This is a genomic window from Kutzneria chonburiensis, assembly GCF_028622115.1.
Lineage (GTDB): Bacteria > Actinomycetota > Actinomycetes > Mycobacteriales > Pseudonocardiaceae > Kutzneria > Kutzneria chonburiensis.
Map to the genome: position 1 here is coordinate 373,052 of NZ_CP097263.1, position 20,966 is coordinate 394,017.

At 70.3% G+C, this 20,966-nt stretch carries 17 protein-coding genes; 14 read left to right on the forward strand and 3 right to left on the reverse strand.

All coding sequences use genetic code 11. From position 1 onward, the window contains the following. The first annotated feature begins 106 nt into the window (after positions 1-106). On the forward strand, positions 107-4,597 hold the full coding sequence (locus tag M3Q35_RS01900) for a tetratricopeptide repeat protein (protein WP_273944227.1): 4,491 nt from the start codon (positions 107-109) through the stop codon (positions 4,595-4,597). A gap of 63 nt (positions 4,598-4,660) precedes the next feature. Here M3Q35_RS01900 and M3Q35_RS01905 read toward each other — a convergent pair whose 3' ends face one another. Then, on the reverse strand, positions 4,661-6,208 hold the full coding sequence (locus M3Q35_RS01905) for a helix-turn-helix domain-containing protein (RefSeq protein WP_273939820.1): 1,548 nt from the start codon (positions 6,206-6,208) through the stop codon (positions 4,661-4,663). A gap of 248 nt (positions 6,209-6,456) precedes the next feature. On the opposite strand from M3Q35_RS01905, the gene M3Q35_RS01910 reads away from it, so the two are divergent. The 13 genes from M3Q35_RS01910 to M3Q35_RS01970 all read left to right on the forward strand — a co-directional run bounded on the left by M3Q35_RS01910 (position 6,457) and on the right by M3Q35_RS01970 (position 18,315). Further along, complete coding sequence (locus M3Q35_RS01910; protein ID WP_273939821.1) at positions 6,457-6,957, forward strand: hypothetical protein; 501 nt, start codon at positions 6,457-6,459, stop codon at positions 6,955-6,957. Between the two features lie 225 nt (positions 6,958-7,182). Beyond that, positions 7,183-7,644 carry a Rieske (2Fe-2S) protein gene (locus M3Q35_RS01915; RefSeq protein ID WP_273939822.1) on the forward strand — a complete coding sequence of 154 codons (462 nt, stop codon included), beginning with the start codon at positions 7,183-7,185 and terminating at the stop codon, positions 7,642-7,644. Positions 7,645-7,778: 134 nt separating this feature from the next. After that, the gene (gene uvrC, locus M3Q35_RS01920; protein WP_273939823.1) at positions 7,779-9,725 is read left to right on the forward strand and encodes an excinuclease ABC subunit UvrC; all 1,947 of its coding nucleotides are present in this window, start codon (positions 7,779-7,781) and stop codon (positions 9,723-9,725) included. Positions 9,726-9,748: 23 nt separating this feature from the next. Further along, positions 9,749-10,606, forward strand: coding sequence for an RNase adapter RapZ (gene rapZ, locus M3Q35_RS01925; protein WP_273944229.1), 858 nt, complete (start codon positions 9,749-9,751; stop codon positions 10,604-10,606). Then, on the forward strand, positions 10,603-11,601 hold the full coding sequence (locus M3Q35_RS01930; protein ID WP_273939824.1) for a gluconeogenesis factor YvcK family protein: 999 nt from the start codon (positions 10,603-10,605) through the stop codon (positions 11,599-11,601). The genes rapZ and M3Q35_RS01930 overlap by 4 nt, the downstream gene beginning before the upstream one ends. A 23-nt stretch (positions 11,602-11,624) precedes the next feature. After that, positions 11,625-12,620 carry a DNA-binding protein WhiA gene (whiA, locus tag M3Q35_RS01935; protein ID WP_273939825.1) on the forward strand — a complete coding sequence of 332 codons (996 nt, stop codon included), beginning with the start codon at positions 11,625-11,627 and terminating at the stop codon, positions 12,618-12,620. 133 nt (positions 12,621-12,753) lie between these two features. After that, a complete protein-coding gene (locus tag M3Q35_RS01940; protein WP_273939826.1) occupies positions 12,754-13,494 on the forward strand; it encodes a Crp/Fnr family transcriptional regulator in 741 nt (246 codons plus the stop codon). Positions 13,495-13,513: 19 nt separating this feature from the next. Then, a complete protein-coding gene (locus M3Q35_RS01945) occupies positions 13,514-14,275 on the forward strand; it encodes a hypothetical protein (protein ID WP_273939827.1) in 762 nt (253 codons plus the stop codon). Between the two features lie 244 nt (positions 14,276-14,519). Further along, positions 14,520-15,524: a type I glyceraldehyde-3-phosphate dehydrogenase gene (gene gap / locus M3Q35_RS01950; protein ID WP_273939828.1), complete on the forward strand. Its 1,005-nt coding sequence runs from the start codon at positions 14,520-14,522 to the stop codon at positions 15,522-15,524. Positions 15,525-15,538: 14 nt separating this feature from the next. Continuing rightward, positions 15,539-16,744: a phosphoglycerate kinase gene (locus M3Q35_RS01955; protein WP_273939830.1), complete on the forward strand. Its 1,206-nt coding sequence runs from the start codon at positions 15,539-15,541 to the stop codon at positions 16,742-16,744. Beyond that, complete coding sequence (tpiA, locus tag M3Q35_RS01960) at positions 16,744-17,529, forward strand: triose-phosphate isomerase (RefSeq protein ID WP_273939831.1); 786 nt, start codon at positions 16,744-16,746, stop codon at positions 17,527-17,529. Before M3Q35_RS01955 ends, tpiA begins: the two co-directional genes overlap by 1 nt. Before the next feature lie 144 nt (positions 17,530-17,673). Next, on the forward strand, positions 17,674-17,910 hold the full coding sequence (gene secG / locus M3Q35_RS01965) for a preprotein translocase subunit SecG (RefSeq protein ID WP_273939832.1): 237 nt from the start codon (positions 17,674-17,676) through the stop codon (positions 17,908-17,910). A 57-nt stretch (positions 17,911-17,967) separates the two neighbouring features. Next, on the forward strand, positions 17,968-18,315 hold the full coding sequence (locus M3Q35_RS01970) for an RNA polymerase-binding protein RbpA (protein ID WP_116176714.1): 348 nt from the start codon (positions 17,968-17,970) through the stop codon (positions 18,313-18,315). 535 nt (positions 18,316-18,850) lie between these two features. Here M3Q35_RS01970 and M3Q35_RS01975 read toward each other — a convergent pair. Together M3Q35_RS01975 and M3Q35_RS01980 are read right to left on the reverse strand one after the other, a co-directional pair. Next, a complete protein-coding gene (locus M3Q35_RS01975; RefSeq protein WP_273939833.1) occupies positions 18,851-20,134 on the reverse strand; it encodes a sensor histidine kinase in 1,284 nt (427 codons plus the stop codon). Between the two features lie 378 nt (positions 20,135-20,512). Next, positions 20,513-20,911, reverse strand: coding sequence for a hypothetical protein (locus M3Q35_RS01980; RefSeq protein WP_273939834.1), 399 nt, complete (start codon positions 20,909-20,911; stop codon positions 20,513-20,515). Positions 20,912-20,966: the final 55 nt, after the last annotated feature.

Sequence of the window (20,966 nt, forward strand, 5' to 3'; positions counted from 1 at the left end):
AATGCGCGGATGCCTCATAGGGCAGCGATCTCCTTTTATGGTGGGGATGTCGGGCAACGCCCGGGATGCTGTGGCTCACTGACCACTGAGCCAGGAGACATCCGTGATGCGAGCCGTTCGACGGCGCGCGGTGCTGGGCGGGCTGCTCGCGGCAGCCGTGCTCGGCACCACGCTGGTCGTACCCCCGCAGGCCTCGGCCGCCGCGATCGACGACAATGCGTTGGCCAACGTCCTTGTCGGCGACTACGTGCGCTTCGCCGACAAGGACCGGGACTACGCCAAGCACCTCGTCGCCAGCGCCGAGCTGCTCGACTACCGGGCCGCGCACCCCGACAAGGACGAGCAGGCGCTGGCCAAGCACCTCAGCGACGTGCAGCTGGCCATCGAGAAGGCCGTGCCGTCCTCGCTGGGCCAGGACTACGAGATCGCCGGTGCCGCGCTGGTCGCCGTGCACAGCGTCGCCGACGCCACGATGACCGGGCCACAGATCGAGAAGCTGCTGGTCGCGCTGACCGCGCGCGACATCCGCCCGCAGTCCGGCCTGATGGTCGACCGCCTGTCCGGTGAGTTGCAGGTGTACTCCTGGACCGTCGGCTACGAGAATGCGCAGGCCGATGTGTGGGCCGGCGTCGCCGGCTCGGCCCGGGCCGACGCCAAGTTCGACAACGCCTGGTTCTCCGCCCTCGGCGCGCAGGTCGGTGCCGGCGGGTTCCACGCCAGGTCGACGGCGCTGGACGTCTCCAAGATCCCCGAGTTCAAGCTGGCCTTCAACGCGGCCGACTACCTGGCGCTGCGCGACGATCCGACGCAGCTGAAGGTGTACACCGAGAAGAAGATGCAGGACCAGATCGCGCAGACCGAGCTGGACATCAAGAACGGCAAGATCAAGCTCGAGGCGGCCAAGCCCGACGGGACGAAGACCAAGGAGCAGCTGACCAAGGAGCAGGAGGAGCGACAGCAGTACATCGACGGCGCCAAGTCCGCCTTCGACGGCCTGTCCTGGTTCCTCGGCGCGGTCGGCGACAAGGACGCGGCCCGCGACCTCAAGGCGTTCGGCAGCGGCGCGATCCAGGTCGCGACCGCGATCAACAAGTGCATCACCGCGTTCCAGGCCATCAACGCCGTGATGTCACTGGCCACGGTCGCCTTCACCGGCAACGTGATCGGCGCGATCAGCACGCTGGTCGGGCTGTTCGCCGGGGCCGGGCCGGACATGAACCTGCAGATCCTCCAGGAGATCCAGAACCTGCGGCAGGACATCCAGAACCTGCACAACGACATGCTCAAGCAGTTCGCCCGGATCGACCAGCGGCTGGCCGACATGACCCAGCGGCTCAACCTCCAGCTGGACCACATGCAGGGCACGGTCGACCAGATCAAGAGCCAGGTCGGCACCATGATGACCAACCTGACCGCGATCGACGACACGCTGCGCAACATCGGGTCCAGCACCGCGGCCGGCTTCCAGGGCACGCAGGTCGCGCCGGTGCTCAAGCAGGCCAACACCGCGCTCGACGTCACGCTGACCCACCCCGACAAGACCGTGACCGAGCAGATGTACAAGGACGCCGAGCCGGAGTTCTACACCGCGGGCAACGACATCCCGGTCATGCCGTCGGTCTTCACCACCGACACCGCCTCCCTCGGCGACCACACCACGCACACCGCCGTCGACCAGCTGGACAAGTACGGCCCGACCGGCAACATCACCTATCTCGCCGCACTGGCCAATTCCCGGTGGAGCGCGAAGATCCAGGTGCCCGACCACGTGGCCAACGCCGACATGTGGAGGTTCGGCTCGACCGCGTTCACCCTGCTCGACTTCCAGAACCCGGCGCTGGCCAGGGCCAACGGCAGCACGGTGTGGGCGAAGGACCTGCTCACCCGGGGCCACGACGTGGTCAACTCGGCGCAGGCGTTCGGCCAGGTCGGTCCGGACGGCGCGACCAGCCCGCTGTTCAACGGCCTGATGGGCGACTACAGCCGGGCGCTGGCCGGCTACTTCAACAGCCTGATCCCGCTGGAGAACGACGTCACGTCGACCAGCGACCACTCCAACTACAACCTGTGGGCCGGGCCGACCCAGCCGACCTCGCTGCTGCCCGACACCGACGCGAACGACCAGATGGAGATGTGCAACAACGGCAGCACCGACTTCCGGATCGCCCGGCCGGACAACATGAAGGCGTCCCAGCTGCCGCCGGCGACCATGTTCGCGCGCAACGTCTTCGGCGGTCACGCGGACGACCCGAAGCGGCCCGGCTACGGCGTCTGCTGGTACGCGACCTTCGAGAACGAGCACGACGTCCAGACACAGGGCGTCGAGTGCGGCCAGCAGGGCGAGCACCCGATCTACTGCACGCAGCACGACACGTACGCCGACCTGAAGGTGCGGGTGACCCAGTCGACCTGCTTCCCGGGGGTCAACTGCGGCATCGAGGGGGCCGACCAGGCCTCCCGCGGCGGCACGATGATCGTGAAGCAGAACGTCCGCCTGCGGTGGTCCTGGGTCGGGGCCGACGGCACCGGGCGCGGCGGCGCGGACTTCCACCTGGACCCGCGGGACCTGCTGAAGAAGGACTGGGACTCGACCTATCGCGGCATGTTCGAGCACAGCGCCGACGTCTGGGTCGCGGACGACGGCGAGGCCATCGCCAAGACGCAGGTGGAGAACTTCCTGCGGGCCAGCCAGGCCAAGTACTACGCCCGCGTGGCGGGCAAGGGCGATGACCCCGTCTTGGGGCAGTTGCAGGACTCGATCCGGCTGATGCGGGGCTACAGCGAGCTGGCGTTCCCGCGGTCGCTGCAGACCGACGACCAGTTCCGGGGCCTGCTCTACGGCGGCAAGTCGCTGCTGTCGAACTTCCTGGGCATGCCGGTGGACAAGGACAACGGGCCCCACCCCATGCTGAACGAGGCATTCGCGCGGGCCGCGGCCAACCTCAGGGACAGCAGTCCGCGCCTGGCCTGGGATCAGGAGCAGTTCGACGGCGACGTCAGCAAGCCGTGCGGGCACGTGGACGGCATCTTCAGCGCCGACCCGTTCGCCAATTGCATGGCCTGGAGCGCGTCGCTGCGGCTGAACTCGCTGGCCGACCGGTACAAGGCGCATCTCAACCCGCATGCCGACGAGAGCCTGCCGGACGTGCAGAACCAGCTGCGCAACCTGTGGCTGGTCACCAAGTGGGTCTTCCCGAACGCCGGCGACCTCGGCGGGCCGATCGACCCGAAGCAGGACACCGTACAGGTCGACGCCGACTACGACGGCGACCACAAGACCGACAGCGCGTTCTGGCGGCCGTCCGACGGCATGTGGTCGGTGCGGCCCAGCACCGGCGGCCCGGTCCGGACCGTCCAGCTGGGGCAGCCGGGTGACCTGCCGGTGCCGGCCGACTACGACGGCACGGGCAAGGCCGAGCCGGCGGTGGTCCGGCCCACGGCGAACCAGTTCTACGCCCGGCAGCTGCCCGGGGACACGCCGCCCGCGTCGCAGGAATGGCTGCGGCCGGACTACCAGCCCGTGCCGGCCGACTACGACAGGATGCAGCTGCTGGCCGGCCGGCTGACCCAGCTGGCGTACCAGTTCTCCAGCGGTGGCAAGGGTTCTGACGCGCCGATAGCGCAGACTGTGGCCCGGGACATCTTCCGCAAGCTGACCCAGGCCGACGCCCGCTACCGGTCGCAGCTGGCCAACGCGTCGGTCATCCTCGGCTCGTTCCTCGACGGCGCCGGGAAGAAGACCGAGGCACTGGCCCCGACCCAGGAAGGCGTGGACATCTTCCGGGCGCTCGGCGACAAGCCGAACCTGGCCTGGGCGTTGACCAATCTCGCCTACCGCTTCTCGTCGGCCGGCCGGGTCACCGACGCCCCGCCGGCGGAGCGGGAAGCGCGGGACATCTATCGGGCGCTGGGCGACAAGCCGAATCTGGCCAACTCGTCGGTGCTGCTGGGGTCGTTCGACACGGGCGCCAAGTTGTACGACGAGTCGGTGACGGCGACGCAGGAAGGCGTCGACCTCTACCGGCAGCTCGGGGACAAGCCGCATCTGGCGTGGGCGTTGACCAATCTCGCCTACCGATTCTCGGCCGCGGGCAAGCCCGCCGACGCCCCGGCGCCGGAGCAGGAGGCCCATGACATCTACCGGTCGCTCGGCGACAAGGCGAATCAGGCCAACTCGGCCGTGATTCTCGGCTCGTTCCTGAGCGGCGCCGGACGGCACGACGAGGCGATCGTCGCGGCCAAGGAAGGCGTGGACGGCTATCGACAGCTCAACGACCAGGACCACCTGGGCTGGGCGTTGAACAACCTCGGCTATCGCTACGCCGCGGCCGGCCGGCCCGCCGACGCGGCGACCGCCGAACGGGAGTCGCGGGACATCTACCGCACCCTGGCCAAGACCGACCCGCGGACGTACCAGCCGCAGTGGGCCGAGGCCGCCTTCCTGCTCGGCAGCTGGCTGAAGCAGGCCAACCAGATCCCCGAGGCCCGGACCGCGGCCCAGGAGGCCGTCGACCAGTTCACCATCCTGGCCGCCGCCAACCCCGCCTACAACGCCCGCCTCACCGACTCCCGCACCCTCCGCGCCTCCCTCGGCTAAAACGCTGGGAAGGGGGCCTTCCTACACTCCGAGTGCAGGAAGGCCCCCTTCCCAGCGTCCAACTCAGGCGGTGCGGACGGCGCGGATGGCGTCCTGGCATTCGCGGACGGCGTGGAGCTGGCGGTACTGGGCCGACTCCGTGACGAAGTCCTGGAGCTTGCGCCGGACCCGACCCGACCGCAGCCGCACCACCATCGGCAGCACGGACTGGATCAGCTCGCACGCCGCCTCCGGCTCGCCGGTGGCCAGCCGGGTGCGGGCCAGGCCGATCACGTCGAACACCCGGCTGCGGGCCCGTGACGGGTCGCGCAGCGCCAGCGCCCGGCGGATGTGGCGCTCGGCCAGGGGAGCCTGGGTGGGGTCGTGCCGGGCCAGGTCACGCAGCCGGGCGCCGATCACCCCCTCCATCTCCGCCTCGTCGAACGAGGCCATCCAGTTCGGCTCCGACGACCGGTCCCGCGCGCCGAAGCACTCCTGCGCGTGGCCGACCGCCCGGTGGAACTCGTTGACCCGGCCCATCAGCGCGTACGCCCACGCCTCACGGGTGTGCAGCAGCGCCCGCAGCGCCGGCGTGGCCGTGCGGCGGGTGCCGTACTGGCCCAGCTGCACCAGCTCCAGCCCGTCCTCGGCCCGGCCGAGGTCGAACATCTGCCGGGCCATGGACGCCAGGCACAGCGCGCCGAACGGCTCGTTGCGGCTGGCCTTGGCCATCCGCACCGCCAGCACGTAGTAGCGCTGGGCCGAGTCGTGCAGGCCGGCGTCGAACGACATGCTGGCCGCCATCTTGGACAGCTCCGCCCCCAGCTGGAACGCCTGCTGGGTGGTGGGCGAGTCCGGCGCCCGGCGCAGCCGCTCGGCCAGCTCGTTGAGCTGCCCGAGCACGGCCTTGCGGGCGACACCGCCGCCGCCCGACCAGCCGCGCAGCCCGTCGACGACCATGCGCATCGCCGCCAGCTCATCGGCGCTGATGACGCCGCCCGCCGCCCACTTGGCCAGCGGTTGCAGCGGTGTCAGCCAATGCTGCATCGGTTCGACGAGAGAGGGTCCTACCGCTACCGCGGCGCCTGCGGTCAGCGCCGCTCGTCTGCTGAGAGTCAAGTCGCTCCTCGTCACCTCTTCGACGGACCGGGCAGTGCTCAGCGCGTCCCAGGACGGGGTGAAGACGTCCTGGGCCGTGGAGCCCTCGGGGTCACGGGGTCGGGGAGGGCCCGTGCGGTCGAACCAGAGGCGTTCCGGTGGCACCCGGAGCACCTCCGCGAAGGCGCGCAGCTTGTCGATCCGGTCGATCGGGTTCTCCCCGTTCTCGTACCGGGACAGCTGTGCCTGGCTGATGCCCAGCCAGCCCGCCATCCGGTCCTGCGTTATCCGGTGCGGGTGCTGCGGGTGGTGTCGGTACGCGCCGATGAGGCCGCCCATGCTCTGGTCGGCGAAGGCCTCGGCGAGCACCGGGTGGTCCCAGAAACCCTCGGGCAACGGGGGCGGGCCGAACACCTCGTCCCGCGCGCCGCGGCGGCACGCGGTGCACAGGCGGTCGGAGTTGTCGGCCGCGATGCGGGCGCCACACGGACATGTTCGTCCGGTGCTGGCTTGCCGTAACCTGATCGGTTCCATGGCACCTCGCACCCGTCACTGAGCGTGTTCACAGTGTAATCGCTGGTGAGAGCCTGTCTATTCACCTCATGCATGAACCGGTCGACCCTTCATCCGGACCGGTGATGCAGCAGCCGGATAGAACCCATCCGGGTGCGGTTTGGCGGTGGCCCGGCGTGTCGGCGCACCCTGCTGGCACACAGGGCGCCCGGCGACGAACCCGCCGGTCACCGCCGCAGCGACCGCCCGACCCGGGAGGACGTCCGCCAATGCGTACCTCGACCCAGCCGCCACGAGCCCCGCAGGCCGTCGTGCAACCGCCGCAGCCGCCCGAGAGCAGCTTCGGCCGGACCCTTGGCGAGGTCGTCGCCAACTACCGGATGCTCGGCTGGCGGGTCAACGTCACCGAGCAGGGCGTGCTGCTGCCGCTCGGGCCGACCACCACCGCGCTGGTGATGCCGGCCCGTATCGGCTCCGCCGTGCTGGCCGAGCTGCGGGCCCGGATGCTGGCCGGGCCGACCCTGGTCATCCCCAGCCCCCAGGAGAACTGGCTGTTCCTGGCCGAGCTGGTCGCCCTGCTGCCGGCGCAGCTGCGCACCCCGTCCGAGATCCGGTTCGTGAAGTCGCCCAGCAGCATCGTGCTGCCGCCGACCATGACGCCGTACGGGCGGGTGCGGTGGGCCAACGCCCCCTCCTTCAGCCGGCACTGGCTGCCGCCGTTCACCGCCGTGCTCGCGGTGGCGCGCACCATCGCCAGCTCGGCCAACTGACCCCCTGCCGCTGCCCTGCCCGCTGAGCCCTGTCGCGGGGAATCGGCGCCTACCCGCGTTCGGGGCGCGGGTAGGCGCCTCTTTGTCGGAATTCCGCATTCTCTGAGCAGATTCCGAGGTCCGAATTCCGGCCGATTCACAGGTGATACGGATGAACCCCTGATCTCACGGCCACGTGTATCTGGTGGACTGTGCCTTACCCACCACCTTGCACGGAGGCTTGTTTTGAAGACGCCCGAGGTCATCGCCAACCCGAACCGCCGCCAGGTGCTCTGCGGCCTGGTCGCCGCCCTGGTCGCCGGCGGCGCGGTCACGACGGCGTGCAGCAGCCCGTCCAGCGCCTCGGGCGGCACCACCACCGACAACCAGCCCAAGGCGGCCGCCGGCACCGAGATCGCCAAGCTGGCGTCCGTGCCGGTCGGCGGCGGCCTGCTGGTCGACGAGCCGGGCGGCAGCGGCAGCAAGCTGCTGCTGGTGCAGCCCAGTGCCGGCGAGGTCAAGGCGTTCAGCGCCATTTGCCCGCACCAGGGCGTCACGGTCGGTGTGCCGCAGGGCGGCACCATCACCTGCCCCGGCCACGGCAGCCAGTTCAACGCGGCCAGCGGCGCCGTCACCCGCGGCCCGGCCACGACCGGCCTCACCGCGGTCAACGTGAAGGTCAACGGCGCCGCGGTCGTGCTGGCCTGACGTGCCTCCCACACGCTTCGCCCGATGCAGGGAAGGACGCCTTACCTGCGCTGGATGCAGGTAAGGCGTCCTTCCCTGCATCGGGTCGGCGACCGCGTGCGGGAACTGTCGGACCACGGCCGTAGGCTGGACGGGTGGCCGACCCGTCGACCTATCGCCCAGCCCCAGGCACGATCCCCGACAACCCTGGCGTGTACAAGTTCCGCGACCAGCACCGCCGGGTGATCTACGTCGGCAAGGCCAAGAGCCTGCGCAGCCGCCTGTCGTCGTACTTCGCCGACGTGTCGACGCTGCATCCGCGCACCCGGCAGATGGTCACCACGGCGGCCAGCGTCGAGTGGACGGTGGTCAAGACCGAGGTCGAGTCGCTCCAGCTGGAGTACTCCTGGATCAAGGAGTTCGACCCGCGGTTCAACGTCCGCTATCGCGACGACAAGTCGTACCCGGTGCTCGCGGTGACGCTGAACGAGGAATTCCCTCGCCTCTACGTCTATCGCGGCCCGAAGCGCAAGGGCGTGCGCTACTTCGGCCCCTATTCGCACGCCTGGGCCATCCGGGAAACGCTGGACCTGCTGCTGCGCGTGTTTCCGGCCAGGACGTGCTCGAACGGCGTGTTCAAGCGGCACGGCCAGATCGGCCGGCCCTGCCTGCTCGGCTACATCGACAAGTGCTCGGCCCCGTGCGTCGGCCGCGTGTCGGCCGACGAGCACCGCGACATCGTGCTGGACTTCTGCGACTTCCTGGCCGGCAAGACCGACGGTCTGATCAAGCGGCTGGAACGGGAGATGCTGGCCGCGTCCGAGGAGTTGGAGTTCGAGCGGGCAGCCCGGCTGCGCGACGACCTCGGTGCGGCGAAGATGGCACTGGAGAAGCAGGCGGTCGTGCTCGGTGACGGCACCGACGCGGACGTGGTGGCCTTCGCGCAGGACGAGCTCGAGGCGTCCGTGCAGGTGTTCCACGTGCGCGGCGGGCGGGTCCGCGGCCAGCGCGGCTGGGTGGTCGACAAGGTCGAGGAGACCGACACGAAGGGACTGGTGGACCAGTTCCTCAGCCAGTTCTACGGCGACCAGGCGGACATGGCGGAAAACGCGGAGCAGACGGGCAGCGCGGTGCCACGCGAGGTGCTGGTGCCGGAGCTGCCCGACGACGCCGAAGCCGTCCAGGACTGGTTGTCCGGCCTTCGCGGCTCGCGAGTGCAGCTCCGCATCCCGCAGCGCGGCGACAAGCGCGCGCTCATGGAGACCGTGCAGCGCAACGCCGCCGACGCCTTCACTCAGCACAAACTGCGCCGTGCCGGCGACCTGACCGCCCGCTCGGCCGCGTTGCAGGAGCTCCAGGACGCGCTGGGCCTGGACTCGGCCCCGCTGCGCATCGAGTGCACCGACGTCAGCCACGTGCAGGGCACGGACGTGGTGGCCTCGCTCGTGGTCTTCGAGGACGGCCTGGCCCGCAAGTCGGAGTACCGCCGGTTCGCCATCCGTGAGGGTGCCGAGGGCGGCGACGTCGGCTCGATCGCCGAGGTGGTCCGCCGCAGGTTCGCCCGCTACCAGCAGGAAGCCGCCGCCCCGGTCGACCCCGATCGGCCCGGCATCGACCCGGAGACCGGCAAACCGCGTAGGTTCGCGTACCCGCCGAACCTGCTTGTGGTCGACGGTGGCGCGCCGCAGGTCGCGGTGGCCGCCGACGTGCTGGCCGAGCTCGGCGTGACCGACGTGGCCGTGATCGGCCTGGCCAAGCGCCTTGAGGAGGTGTGGGTCCCGGGCGAACCCGATCCGGTGATCCTGCCGCGGACCAGCGAGGCGCTGTACCTGTTGCAGCGCGTGCGGGACGAGGCTCACCGCTTCGCCATCACCTACCACCGTCAGAAGCGCGGGCAGCGCATGACCGTCTCGGAGCTGGACCAGGTCCCCGGACTCGGCCAGACCCGGAAGGCGGCGCTGCTCAAGCACTTCGGCTCGGTGCGCAAGCTGCGCGAGGCCACCGTGGATGAGATCAGCGGTGTGCCCGGCGTGGGCCGGCGCACCGCCGAGGCCGTGTACACCACCCTGGCGAGTGCCGGGAAGGAAAGGGAAACGCCGTGAACGCACCCGCCAACAAGTCGGGCATCGAGGTCGCCGTGGTGACCGGGCTGTCCGGCGCCGGCCGCAGCACCGCCGCGAAGTGCCTCGAGGACCTGGGCTGGTTCGTCGTGGACAACCTGCCGCCGGAGCTGATCGCCACCATGGTCGAGCTGGGCGCGCAGGCCCGTGGCGCGATCACCCGGGTCGCCGTCGTGATGGACGTGCGCAGCCGCGCCTTCACCGACGACCTGGCCGCGATCATCAAGGACCTCGACGCCCGCGGCTACAAGCCCCGCGTGCTGTTCCTGGAAGCCACCGACGACGTGCTGGTGCGTCGCTTCGAGTCCGTCCGCCGCGGCCACCCGATGCAGGCCGACGGCCGGCTCGCCGACGGCATCGCCGCCGAGCGCCTGCTGCTGACCCCGCTGCGCGAGGCGGCCGACCTGGTGCTGGACACCAGCTCGCTGTCCGTGCACCAGCTGCGGGCCAAGATCGAGGACACCTTCGGGTCCGAGGCCAGCGCCCGCACCCGGGTCACCGTGCTCTCCTTCGGCTACAAGTACGGCCTGCCGATGGACGCCGACCTGGTGATGGACGTGCGCTTCCTGCCCAACCCGTTCTGGATCCCCGAGCTGCGCGAGCAGACCGGCCTCGACGCCGACGTGCGCAACTACGTGCTGAGCCAGGAGGGCGCCGAGGAGTTTCTCGACCGCTACCACGAGCTGCTCAAGCTGATCGGCGCCGGCTACCGGCGTGAAGGCAAGCGGTACTTGACCTTGGCAGTGGGGTGCACCGGTGGTAAGCACCGAAGTGTGGCCATTTCCGAAGAACTTTCAGGACTGCTGTCGACGGAGGACGGGATGACCGTGAAGGTCGTGCACCGGGACCTGGGTCGCGAGTGATCCCCGTGCAGCCTTCCGGCGCGCATGACAAGCCCCTCCGGGCCGTCGCCCTCGGCGGCGGCCACGGACTCCAGGCGACCCTGCGCGCCCTGCGCCTGCTCACGCCGGACGTCACCGCCGTGGTCACGGTGGCCGACGACGGCGGCTCCTCCGGCCGTCTGCGCCGTGAGCTCGGCCTGCTGCCGCCCGGCGACCTGCGCAAGGCGCTGGCCGCGCTGGCCGCCGAGGACGACGCCGGTCGGATGTGGGCGGAGGTGTTCCAGCACCGCTTCGGCGGCAACGGGGCGCTGGCCGGCCATGCCGTCGGCAACCTGCTCATCGCCGGCCTGCTGGAGACCCTCGGCGACCCGGTCGCCGTGCTGGACGAAGTCGCCCGGCTGATGGGCCTGCGCGGTCGGGTGTTACCGATGTGCAATGTTCCGCTGGACATCGAGGCGGACGTCACCGGGCTGGACGAGGACGTCACCGCGGTTCGCCGGATCAGGGGACAGGTGGCGGTCGCCACCACACCCGGTCAGGTGCAGCGGATCCGGCTGCGGGCCGACCGCAACGGGCCGCCGGCCGCCTGCCCGCAGGCCGTCACGGCGGTGCTCGACGCGGACGTCGTGCTGCTCGGACCTGGATCTTGGTTCACCAGCGTGCTGCCGCACCTGCTCGTGCCCGAGCTGCACGAGGCACTCGTCGAGACCGCCGCGTGCAAGGTCGTCGTGCTCAACCTCGTCCCCCAACCAGGTGAGACCGCCGGTTTCTCCCCCGAACGCCACTTGGACGTACTCTGCCAACACGCACCGAGACTGCGGGTCGACGCCGTTGTCGCCGACGTGGACTCGGTGCCGACCCCGGAGCGGCTGCGCACTGCCGCGGCCTCCCTGGGGGCAACGGCGCACCTGTCCACCGTGACGGCCGGGGGCGCCGCCGACCGGCACGATCCGGCGGCGCTGGCGCTGTCCCTGCGGGACGCCCTGCAGCTGCACGGACTGCACGACCGAGTGTGAAGTAGAGGCGGAGGAGACCACCAGTGGCGATGACCGGCGCGGTCAAGGACGAGCTGAGCCGGCTGGCCGTGGCCAAGACCTGTTGCCGCCGGGCCGAGGTCTCCTCCCTGCTGCGGTTCGCCGGTGGGCTGCACATCGTCGCCGGGCGCGTGGTCGTCGAGGCCGAGCTGGACACCGGCGCGGCCGCGCGGCGGCTGCGCAAGGAGATCCACGACCTGTTCGGGCACCACTCGGACGTGCACGTGCTGACCTCCGGCGGGCTGCGCAAGGGGACCCGCTGGGTGGTGCGCGTGGTCAAGGACGGCGAGGGGCTGGCCCGGCAGACCGGTCTGCTGGACCCGCGCGGCCGTCCGGTGCGAGGCCTGCCCGCGCCGGTCGTGTCCGGCGGCACGTGCGACTCCGAAGCCGCGTGGCGCGGGGCGTTTCTGGCGCACGGCTCATTGACCGAGCCCGGTCGCTCCAGCGCTTTGGAAGTTACCTGCCCCGGGCCCGAGGCCGCTTTGGCTCTTGTCGGCGCCGCGCGGCGGATGGGCATCCAGGCCAAGTCCCGTGAGGTGCGCGGGGCCGACCGTGTCGTGGTTCGTGACGGCGACGCCATCGGCGCGCTGCTGACCCGCCTCGGCGCGCACGACTCCGTGATGGCGTGGGAAGAGCGGCGGATGCGCCGCGAGGTCCGCGCCACCGCCAACCGCCTGGCCAACTTCGACGACGCCAACCTGCGTCGCTCCGCCCGGGCCGCCGTCGCCGCCGCCGCTCGGGTCGAGCGGGCGTTGGACATCCTCGGGCCGTCCGCGCCGACCCACCTCGTCACGGCGGGACGGCTGCGGCTGAGCAACCGTCAGGCGTCGTTGGAGGAGCTCGGCCAGCTGTCCGAGCCGCCGATGACCAAGGACGCCGTCGCCGGCCGGATCCGCCGGCTGTTGGCCATGGCGGACAAGCGCGCGCACGAGCTCGGTCTGCCCGACACCGAGTCCGCGGTGACTCCCGAGATGTTGGAGGTCGAGGAGGCCGACGTCTGACCGGCCCAGATTCCCTCCAGCACCGGCAAAGCACGCAATCCGGTCGCTGAGCGGGCGCCACCCGATCCAGACCTTGCCGCCCGGGCGGCGCTGCCGCGACCATGGCTGCGCTCGTCGCTGAGGGGAACGTGACATGACCGAGGACCGGTTAGGCGATCAGGTCCGCACCCTGCTGCGAAACTCCGGCCGCGCCCGACCGTTCCGGCGGGGCGAGGTGCTGATCGTGGAGGGCGCGCCCAGCGACGAGGTGCTGCTGATCGAGACCGGCAAGGTCAAGGTGGTGCTGCACGGCCCCAACGGCGCCGATTCCATTCTCGGCTTCTACGGCGCCGGCGAGCTGATGGGCGAGATGGGCGTGATGGGGGAGCGGCCGCGCAGTGCCGACGTCATCGCCCGCACGCCCGGCATCGCCCTGCACGTCGACGCGCACACCTTCCGCACCCTGCTGCGCGATCACCCGGTGCTGGCCGCCTACGTCACCGACGTGTTGAGCAAGCGGCTGTTCCAGGCCGACCAGCGGCAGCGGCTGCACGCCTCGTTCGAGGTGTCGGTCCGGGTGGCCAAGCAGCTGTTGAGCTGGGCTCAGTCCTCCGGCGAGGCCGTCGCCGGCGGCGGGCTGCGGGTGAAGGGCCTGACCCAGCTGGAGATCGCCCAGTTCGTCACCGCCTCGGCCAAGACCGTCGACCACGTGCTCAAGCAGCTGCGCTCGGACAAGCTGCTGGAGACCGGCCGCCGCAGCTACCTGCTGCCCGATCCGTCGCTGCTGGAACGCTGCCTGGCCGACCCCGAATGGCGGCCCGGTCGGGGCGATGTCTCCCGCTTTTCCGGGAGACCGGACACCTTCGCCCAACCAGACTCCACACGTGCCTGCTGACGCGCAGCCTGGAGGAGCCGTGGAGTCGATCGTCCCCGAAATCCGGACCCTGCTCGGGGTCGACGTGATCGACTCGGCCCGGACCGCGCCGCACCTGCGGCCGCAGGTGCCGGCGGTGCTGGAGACGCTGCTCTCGGCGGGCATGGCCGCGGTCGGGATCTCCCGGGACGAGGCCGTGGACGCGCAGTACACCGGCGACGGCTGGCTGTACGCGTTCCCGATCGGGTTGCTGGGCCGGGTGGTCGACCTGGGTCAGGCGCTGGACGGGATCGTCGCCGAGCACAACAAGTGGAACAAGCTGGAGCTGCGGCTGCGGCTGGCCGTCGACGCCGGGCCGCTGCCCGACACCCAGGGCTTCCACGCCGCGAACATCGCCCGCGCCCGGCTGCTGGAGGCGCCGGCGTTCAAGCTGCTGGCCCGGGAGTGCATGGCCGCCCGCCCGGACGGCTCGATGAGCACGGCGATGATCATGTCCGACACCGCGTACCGGACCACCTTCGACGGGGCGTACGCCAAGGTCGCGCGGGCCACCGACTTCGCGTCGCTGGCCGTGACCAACAAGGAGTTCACCGCCCGCGCCTGGGTCGCGGTGCCCGGTTTCGACGCCAGGACCCTCGCCGAGATGGCCGAGCAGGACGGCACGGCGGCATCTGCACCGGTCGAGGAGAGCGAGCCCACACGCCGCGGCCGTGTGAAGAACACCATCAAATCGAACTCCGGCCACGCCGTGCAGGCCGACTCCATCACCGGCGGCATCACCTTCGGCCGCGGCCCCCACTGACCCCCGCCGCCCACGTTTCCCGCTTGGCGCACAGCGCCTTGCGGGAATTTCCGCCGGCCTCGGTCTGGATCAATTCACCACGGTTCCCTAGCCCGAACGGAGCAGTGTCTGCTGGCTCGATCAAGAAAGCTGCCATACCACTGTGACCAGCGCTACTTCGTAACGCTAGTGTTGCCGGCAGGCAGCGTCGCCGCATCTACTGGGCTCCGGCATTCGACCGGTTCGAGTTTCGAGGAGACACACCGTGACGGTTCGCGTAGGTGTCAACGGCTTCGGCCGCATCGGCCGCAACTTCTTCAGGGCGGTCAAGGCCAGCGGGCACGACATCGAGATCGTGGCCTTCAACGACCTGGGTGACGTCGCGACCATGGCGCACCTGCTGAAGTACGACTCCATCCTTGGCCGCTTCCCGGGCGAGGTGGCGCTGCACGACGAGGGCATCGAGGTCGACGGCACCGTCATCAAGGCGCTGGCCGAGCGCGACCCGGGCAAGCTGCCGTGGAAGGACCTCGGCGTGGACGTCGTGGTCGAGTCGACCGGCTTCTTCACCGACGCCGCGGCGGCCCGCAAGCACGTCGACGAGGGCGGCGCCAAGAAGGTCATCATCTCCGCGCCGGCCAAGGGCGAGGACCTGACCGTGGTGCTCGGCGCCAACGACGACCAGTACGACGGCTCGCAGACCGTCATCTCCAACGCCTCCTGCACCACCAACTGCCTGGCCCCGCTGGCCAAGGTGCTGCACGACGCGTTCACCATCGAGCGTGGCCTGATGACCACCATCCACGCGTACACGCAGGACCAGAACCTGCAGGACGCGCCGCACAAGGACTTGCGCCGCGCCCGCGCCGCCGCGCTGAACATCGTGCCCACCTCCACCGGTGCGGCCAAGGCCATCGGCCTGGTGCTGCCGGAGCTCAAGGGCAAGCTGGACGGCTACGCGCTGCGCGTGCCGGTGCCGACCGGCTCGGCCACCGACCTCACCGTCACCGTCGGCCGCGAGGTCACCCTGGACGAGGTCAACGCCGCGTACAAGGCCGCCGCCGAGGGTGCGCTGTCCAAGTACCTGCGCTACAACACCGACCCGATCGTGTCGGCCGACATCGTCACCGACCCGGCGTCCTGCATCTACGACGCGCCGCTGACCAAGGTCATCGGCAACCAGGTCAAGGTCGTCGGCTGGTACGACAACGAGTGGGGCTACTCCAACCGCCTCGCCGACCTGGTGTCGCTGGTCGCCTCGAAGCTCTGAGAGGGCAACCGCAAGTGAAGACTCTCGACGACCTGATCGCCGAGGGCGTGGCGGGTCGGCACGTCTTGGTGCGTGCCGACCTCAACGTCCCGCTGGACGGCGACAAGATCACGGACGACGGCCGCATCCGGGCGTTCCTGCCCACCGCGCGGCGCCTCACCGAGGCCGGCGCGCGGGTCGTCGTCACGGCCCACCTCGGCCGTCCCAAGGGCGAGCCGGACCCGAAGTTCTCGCTGGCCCCGGCCGCCGCCCGGCTGGGTGAGCTGCTGGGCGCCGAGGTCGCGCTGGCCGCCGACGTCGTCGGCGACTCGGCCAAGGCCGTGGTCGGCGCGCTCACCGACGGCGGCGTGGCGCTGCTGGAGAACATCCGCTTCGACGCCCGCGAGACCAGCAAGGACGCCGCCGAGCGCGAGTCGCTGGCCGACGACCTGGTGTCGCTGGTCGGTGACAAGGCCGCTTTCGTGTCCGACGGCTTCGGCGTCGTGCACCGCAAGCAGGCGTCGGTCTACGACGTGGCCGCCAAGCTCCCGCACTACGCGGGCGGCCTGGTGCTGGCCGAGGTCGAGGTGCTGCGCAAGCTCACCGACGACACCGCCCGCCCGTACGTGGTCGTGCTCGGCGGCGCGAAGGTGTCCGACAAGCTCGGCGTCATCGCCAACCTGCTGACCAAGGTCGACCGGCTGCTCATCGGCGGCGGCATGGCGTACACGTTCCTCAAGGCCCAGGGCAAGGAGGTCGGCAACTCGCTGTTGCAGGCCGACCAGCTCGACCAGGTCAAGGGGTTCCTGGACGAGGCCGCCAAGCGCGGCGTCGAGCTCGTGCTGCCGGTCGACGTGCTGGCCGCGACGACGTTCGCCGAGGACGCCCCGTTCGAGGTCGTGTCCACCGACGCCATCCCGGCCGACCGGGAGGGCCTCGACATCGGCCCGGCCACCCGTGAGCTGTTCGCCGGCAAGCTGGCCGACGCCAAGACCGTGTTCTGGAACGGCCCGATGGGCGTGTTCGAGTTCGCCGCGTTCGCCGACGGCACCCGTGCCGTCGCGCAGGCGCTGGTCGAGTCCGACGCGTTCACCGTGGTCGGCGGCGGCGACTCGGCCGCCGCCGTGCGCCAGCTCGGCCTGCCCGAGGACGGCTTCTCGCACATCTCCACCGGCGGCGGCGCGTCGCTGGAGTACCTGGAGGGCAAGGAGCTCCCCGGCGTGAAGGTCTTGGAGGACTGATGGCCCGCCTTCCGCTGGTCGCCGGCAACTGGAAGATGAACCTCAACCACCTCGAGGCCATCGCCCTGACGCAGAAGATCGCCTTCTCGCTGCCGGAGAAGTACTTCGCCAAGGTCGAGGTGGCGGTGCTGCCGCCGTTCATCTCGCTGCGCAGCGTGCAGACCCTGGTCGACGGGGACAAGCTGCTGCTCAAGTACGGGGCGCAGGACCTGTCCCCGCACGACTCCGGCGCCTACACCGGCGATGTGTCCGGGGCGCAGCTGGCCAAGCTGGGCTGCACCTACGTCGTGGTCGGGCACTCCGAGCGCCGCGAGTACCACCACGAGGACGACGAGCTGGTCAACCGCAAGGTCAAGGCCGCGCTCAAGCACGGTCTGACGCCCATCCTGTGCGTCGGCGAGCGGCTCGAGGTCCGTGAGGTCAACGGGCACCTCGAGCACTGCAACACGCAGTTGATCGCCGGGCTCAAGGGTCTCAAGGCGGAGCAGGCGGCCAAGGTCGTCATCGCCTACGAGCCCGTGTGGGCCATCGGCACCGGCAAGGTCGCCACGCCGTCCGACGCGCAGGAGGTGTGTGCGTCGATCCGGTCCACGCTGGCCGACAAGTACGGCCAGGAGGTCGCCGACGTCGTGCGGGTGCTCTATGGCGGCTCGGTCAAGTCCGGCAGCATCGCCGACCTGATCAAGCAGCCCGACATCGACGGTGGTCTCGTCGGCGGGGCCAGCCTCGACGGCGACGAGTTCGCCAAGCTGTGTGCGCTGGCGGCCGGCGGGCCGCTGCCGTAGATCGTTGTCGCAGGTCGGGGCCTCGCTCGCGTTCGGGCGGGGCCCCGGTTCCGTTTCCGTGACTGTTCCTTTCCGGACCGTGCGCCGAAGGCCGGGGTGGAGCAGGTAACCTGTAGCGTCTATACGCCTTACAGCGAGGGTGAGATGAACCTGTTCCTGCAGATCCTGTTGATCGTCGCCAGCCTGCTGCTGATCCTGCTGGTGCTGCTGCACCGTGGTCGTGGCGGCGGTCTGTCCTCGCTGTTCGGCGGCGGCATGCAGTCGAGCCTGTCCGGGTCGAGCGTCGTCGAGAAGAACCTGGACCGGATCACGCTGTTCGTGGCCGCGATCTGGATCATCAGCATCGTCGGCATCGGTCTGCTGGCCAAGCTCGGCGGCTGAGTGCCGTCATCCGTCACTGGGGTTGTTCAACCACGTCTTGTGGGAGTGTGAGGGTCGATGACTGGCGGTAACGCGATCCGCGGTACCCGAGTCGGATCGGGCCCGATGGGCGAGTCGGAGCGCGGCGAGTCCGCGCCCCGGCACCGGGTGTCGTACTGGTGCGCCAATGGCCACGAGTCGCGTCCGTCGTTCGCCCTCGAGGCCGAGGAGCCGGAGTCGTGGGACTGCCCGCGGTGCGGGCTTCCTGCCGGGCGGGACGAGAAGGCCCCGCCCGCGCCACCGCGCAACGAGCCGTACAAGACGCACCTGGCCTACGTGAAGGAGCGCCGCTCCGACGCCGACGGCGAGGCCATCCTGGCCGAGGCGCTGGCCAAGCTCCGGGCCCAGCGCGAGGGCGAGTTCTAGCCCGATCCGACCCGAAAGGCCGCGCTGCCCCGGCAAGTCAGGGGCAGAGCGGCCTTTCCGCGCTTTCAGCCCTCCGTGGTCGCCGCCGCCCGCCCGACTTTCGGCGACGGCGGTCCGCCGGACTCTCGCCCACCGTGGACTGCCCGCCGAGTCCGGTCGCAGCGGTCCGCCTGCCGTGGTCGGTCGCCTCGGTCCGCTTGCCGCTGACCGTCCCGCTCTGCTGTTTCCGCCGGGCCTGCTCTGCGGTTCTGCCCGTCCGCTGGCCCGTTCTGCGCTGAGCTCTGCCGTCCTCTGGCGCTGCATTCCGCCCGGCCCGCAGGCTCACCGCAGGCAGTTCCGCCCCACGTCGGCCGCCTCGCCCGCCGCGTCCCGCCCTGCCGCACCTTTCCCTGCTCGCCTCCCCTTCCTTTTCCTTCCCGTCCCACCAACACGAAAGCCGCTTTGCTCGCGACGTGCGCAAGCAAAGCGGCTTTCGTTGCGTGGCTGATCAGGAGAGGGGAGTCCCGCGCCCGGCTTCCCCTCCGGCCCGACCCTCCTATGCGTGCTGGGGAGCCTGCGGCGCCGGCACACCGGGCAGGGCGAGCGGGAACCGTGAGGTCACCACGAACCCACCGTCCCGACTCGGCTCGGCATGACAGCTGCCTCCCAGCAATTCGGCCCGTTCGGTGAGTCCGACCAGGCCATGGCCGCCAGAGGGCAGGGCAGGGGTCCGCTGTCCTCGGGGCCGTCCGTTGCGCACCCGCACCTCCAGTTCGTCCTCGCCCACCTGGACGAGCACGGACACGGCGGCCGACGGGGCGTGCTTGCCGACATTGGTCAGTGCTTCCTGCACCGTCCGGTACGCGGCGGCCGACACCGGCCGCGGGATGCTCTCGATGTCGCCGTCCACGTTGAGCGTGACGGCGAGGCCGCAGTCGGAGACCATGCGGCGAAGGTCGGTCAGGTCGGTAAGGCCGTCGTCATCGTCGCTGGTGGTCCGCAGAACGCCGACCAACTGGCGCAGCTCCTCCAACGTCTTGGTGGACAGCCGGCGAATGGTGTTGGCGATCTCCCGCGAATCGGCGTCGGTGACGGTCATCTTCAGCGCGCCGGCCTGCATGGCGATCAGGGTGACCTGGTGCGACACGACGTCGTGCATCTCGCGGGCCAGCCGGGTGCGCTCCTCGGCGCGGATGGCCTGGGCCTGTAGCTGCTGCTTGCGCTCGCGTGTGGCGGCCAGCTCGGTGAGTCGGCGCACGAGCTCCTTGCGGGTGGTGACCAACAGACCCAGCGCCAGCGGCATGCCGGCGTTGATCACGGCCCACAGCAGGTTGAGCAGCTGGTGCCGCCAGTCGAGGCCGACGAACTCGGACAGCGGCCAGATGATGAACGCGCACAGCATCATCAGCACCGCGCCGGCCATGGTCTGCCAGTTCCAGGCCTTCTTCTTGGCCAGCGAGTACAGCGCGATCATGCCGGCGAGCTGGGACCAGCCGGCGAGGTAGCCGGGCACGGTGGCCAGCAGCACGAGGAACGGGTAGCGGCGGCGCAGCACCAGCGCGAGGCAGGCCACGCCGGACAGGATGTGTGAGTACAGCTCGGCGTCCTTGGGGAACACCAGCAGCACATCGAGCAGGGCCAGCGCGATGGCACCGACATCGCTCAGCGGCCCCGAGTGCCGGCGCACGAAGCGGCTGCCCCGGTCGCGCAGCTCGGCCAGCGGGCCGGGACGGTGCACGACAGTGCTCACGATGTCGGCCGCTTGCGCGCCGCTCATCGGCTGGCCGGTCCAGATCCTGTCGTCGTTGTCGCGCTGGGTCGGCACACCGACCTCGGACATGTCGGGACCGTTCACGGCGTGGCGCGGCCGATTCGGCACGGCTCCGTCCTCCTCGGGCAGGGCGAGTTGGTCTTGTGCTCTTAGACAGTCCTAACACTCGTTCGGGACGCGCCTCCCGAAACTTGTGTGCATCTGCACACGTCACGTGTCCACCCGTACACCCAACGTGACGTCTGACCTGCGGCTTTGTCGGAAGACTAACACGCCTCGTCACGCGCAGTACCGGTCGAACTACCTGTTAACGGTGTTCAGGATTAACCGAAAAGACCAGACCATCGGGGGTTGACCCAACGCGATCGATCGCGTTCGACCTCGACACGCCCTCTCGCGACGGCCGGCGGTCGGCGCTGAGGCGAGGAACAGTCGGCCCGGCCGCTGTCACTCCGTGACGAACCGTCGGCGATCGGGGACCGCGGCCAGGAACGCCTCCGTGTCGTAGAAGGCCCCGATCGGCAGTTCCTGCCACACGGCGTCCAGGAACCGGTCGACCGCCGCCCGTTCCTCGGCCGGCCAGGTCGGCAACACCTTGCCCAGCACGATGCCCGGGTCGAGCTCACCCGTGGTCACCAGACTCTGGAGCAGCGTCGGCAGCAACGCCTTCACGTCGGCCTCGGTGCCGACCGTGTTGCCCAGCTTGATCGTCAGCCAGAACAGGTCATGGTCGGCCACTCGGACGTCACCGCGGCAGTGCGGACAGCCTTCGAGCACGGCTCGTCGCGGGTAGGCGGCGAACACGGTCTCGATCTGGGCGAGTGCCTCCGTCAGCCGGGTGGTCATGCCGTCATTGTGGGATGAGGCCAGCGCTGCTCGCCTCTCCATTCCGATCCCGGTC

Bases quoted from the DNA above. Each gene is read 5' to 3' on its own strand.
- M3Q35_RS01900 (WP_273944227.1), top strand. From the start codon at position 107: ATGCGAGCCGTTCGACGGCGCGCGGTGCTGGGCGGGCTGCTCGCGGCA.
- M3Q35_RS01905 (WP_273939820.1), bottom strand. From the start codon at position 6,208: ATGGAACCGATCAGGTTACGGCAAGCCAGCACCGGACGAACATGTCCG.
- M3Q35_RS01910 (WP_273939821.1), top strand. From the start codon at position 6,457: ATGCGTACCTCGACCCAGCCGCCACGAGCCCCGCAGGCCGTCGTGCAA.
- M3Q35_RS01940 (WP_273939826.1), top strand. From the start codon at position 12,754: ATGACCGAGGACCGGTTAGGCGATCAGGTCCGCACCCTGCTGCGAAAC.
- tpiA (WP_273939831.1), top strand. From the start codon at position 16,744: ATGGCCCGCCTTCCGCTGGTCGCCGGCAACTGGAAGATGAACCTCAAC.
- secG (WP_273939832.1), top strand. From the start codon at position 17,674: ATGAACCTGTTCCTGCAGATCCTGTTGATCGTCGCCAGCCTGCTGCTG.
- M3Q35_RS01970 (WP_116176714.1), top strand. From the start codon at position 17,968: ATGACTGGCGGTAACGCGATCCGCGGTACCCGAGTCGGATCGGGCCCG.
- M3Q35_RS01975 (WP_273939833.1), bottom strand. From the start codon at position 20,134: ATGTCCGAGGTCGGTGTGCCGACCCAGCGCGACAACGACGACAGGATC.
- M3Q35_RS01980 (WP_273939834.1), bottom strand. From the start codon at position 20,911: ATGACCACCCGGCTGACGGAGGCACTCGCCCAGATCGAGACCGTGTTC.